Below are 2,434 nucleotides of genomic sequence, written 5' to 3' on the forward strand. Positions count from 1 at the left end.
GGATGCCGCGGGCGCGAGGCCCGTGGCGAGGGCGGCGGCGGTGACGACGGCGCCGAGGGCGCGGGGTGTGAACCGGGGTGACATGACCCCAGTCCACCACGGTGGCAGACCCCTCACGGCGGGTTGCGTCCGGCGTGAGGACACCGTGACCATCACGTCATACCGGGTAGCGCCGGGGAAACAGGGCGTGCATACGGTCAGTTCGCAGGGACACCGAGGGGGTGTCCACGTCACGAGAGAGAGAGGGGGTCGACCTCATGTCGCGCTCACATGTCATAGAGAACTGGGATCCGGAGGACGACGCGCAGTGGAAGTCGGGCGGCAGGAAGACCGCCATGCGCAACCTCTACTGGTCGGTCTTCGCCGAGCACGTCGGGTTCTCCGTGTGGACCCTGTTCGCCGTCATGGTGTTGTTCATGCCCCAGGACGTCTACGGACTGGACGCACCCGACAAGTTCCTCGTCTCCGCGGTGGTCACGCTGACCGGCGCCTTCCTGCGCATCCCGTACACGCTCGCGACCGCCACCTTCGGCGGCCGTAACTGGACCATGTTCTCGGCCTTCGTCCTGCTCATCCCCGCGGTCGGGATGCTGTGGATCATGGCGAACCCGGGCCAACCGCTCTGGATGTACCTCGTCGTGGGCGCGATCGCCGGACTCGGCGGCGCCAACTTCGCGTCGTCCATGACCAACATCAACGCCTTCTTCCCCCAGCGGGAGAAGGGCTGGGCCCTCGGCCTCAACGCGGGTGGGGGCAACCTGGGCGTGGCCACGATCCAGGTCGTGGGGCTCATCGTGATCGCACTGGCCGGCAACCGGTCACCGCACTGGGTGATCGGCGTCTACATCGTCCTGCTCGTCGTCGCGGGGATCGGCGCCGCGCTGAAGATGGACAACCTCGCGCACCAGACGGTGGATGTGCAGAGCATGAAGGACATGGCCCGCGACAAGGACGGATGGGTGTTGTCGCTGCTGTACATCGGCACCTTCGGATCCTTCATCGGATTCGCCTTCGCGTTCGGTCAGATGCTCACCATGACCTTCACCGGCAACGGCCAGGAGCCGGCCCAGGCGGCCCTGCACGCGGCACAGATCACCTTCCTCGGACCACTGTTGGGCTCACTCACCCGCATGGCCGGTGGACGGATCTCCGACCGTTTCGGGGGAGCCCGGGTGACCTTCGTGACCTTCTGCGGGATGGCGGTCACCACCGTCGCGCTCGTGGTGACCTCGAACATCCAGGCGTCGAACGACGGCCGGCTCGCCGGTGGCGCGCTCGTCCTGTTCTTCGCCGCCTTCCTCACGCTCTTCGGGCTCACCGGGGTGGGCAACGCCTCGGTGTACAAGATGATCCCGTCGGTCTTCGAGGCGCGCAGCCACACCCTCGGACTGGACGAGGCCGCTCGGACGTCCTGGTCGCGGGCCCACGCCGGGGCGCTCATCGGGGTCGCCGGCGCGGTCGGGGCCTTCGGCGGCTTCCTCATCAACATGACCCTGCGCACCTCCTACCAGTCCTCCGGTGCGGCAACGTCGGCGTTCCTCGTGTTCATGGTGTTCTACGTGGTGGCGGCGATCGTCACGCGCGTCGTCTACATGCGGGCCTCCGCCGGGGTCGACGCGGTCGCCGCGGCACCCACCGAGCCCCGGGTCCCCGTGGGCGCCGAGGCCTGACCGGCCTCGGTCGACGATCGAGACGAAGAGGACACATGGTGCACGCGTTGACGACGACCGGCCCGCCGACACACACCCACTGCCCGTACTGCGCACTCCAGTGCGCGATGTCGGTGACGCCGTCCGCCGGTGACGGACCGGCGACGATCACCCCGGAGCAGTTCCCCACCAACAGGGGCGGGTTGTGCCGGAAGGGGTGGACGTCGGCAGGGTTGCTCGACCACCCGGATCGGCTCACCACGCCGCTGATCCGGGTGGACGGGCACCTGCGGCCGACCGACTGGGACACCGCGTTGACCCGGGTCAGCGACGGCATCCGGCGGGCGCAGGCCTCGGGAGGCCCCGACGCCGTGGCGGTCTTCGGCGGGGGTGGCCTGACCAACGAGAAGGCCTACACACTGGGCAAGTTCACCCGCCTCGCGCTGGGGAGCAGACTCGTGGACTACAACGGCCGCTGGTGCATGTCGAGTGCGGCGGCCGGGGCGAACCGGAGTTTCGGGCTGGACCGGGGGTTGCCGTTCCCCGTGACCGACCTCGACGACGCCCGGGCGGTGCTGCTCATCGGTGCCAACCCCGCCGACACCATGCCCCCGTTCGTCCAGCACCTCGACACGGCCGCGGCGGCCGGCGGCATGGTGGTGGCGGACCCGCGCCTCAGCGCGACCGCGCACCGGGCCGTCGACGGCGGTGGGATCCATCTGAGGCTGCGGCCCGGCACGGATGCGGCGCTGGCCCTGGGGCTCCTGCACGTCGCCGTGGTGGGA

The 2,434-nt window shown here is 69.6% G+C and carries 2 protein-coding genes; both read left to right on the forward strand.

From position 1 onward, the window contains the following. Positions 1–257 precede the first annotated feature (257 nt). Positions 258–1,670 carry a nitrate/nitrite transporter gene (locus tag G6018_RS12005; protein WP_179524648.1) on the forward strand — a complete coding sequence of 471 codons (1,413 nt, stop codon included), beginning with the start codon at positions 258–260 and terminating at the stop codon, positions 1,668–1,670. Positions 1,671–1,705: 35 nt separating this feature from the next. Beyond that, the coding region (locus G6018_RS12010; protein ID WP_182639717.1) for a molybdopterin-dependent oxidoreductase at positions 1,706–2,434 on the forward strand (729 nt) is incomplete at its 3' end.

The sequence above is a fragment of the Dietzia sp. DQ11-44 genome (genome assembly GCF_014145205.1).
GTDB lineage: Bacteria > Actinomycetota > Actinomycetes > Mycobacteriales > Mycobacteriaceae > Dietzia > Dietzia natronolimnaea.

Coding starts and splice junctions, on each gene's coding strand:
- G6018_RS12005 (WP_179524648.1), top strand. CDS start 258: ATGTCGCGCTCACATGTCATAGAGAACTGGGATCCGGAGGACGACGCG.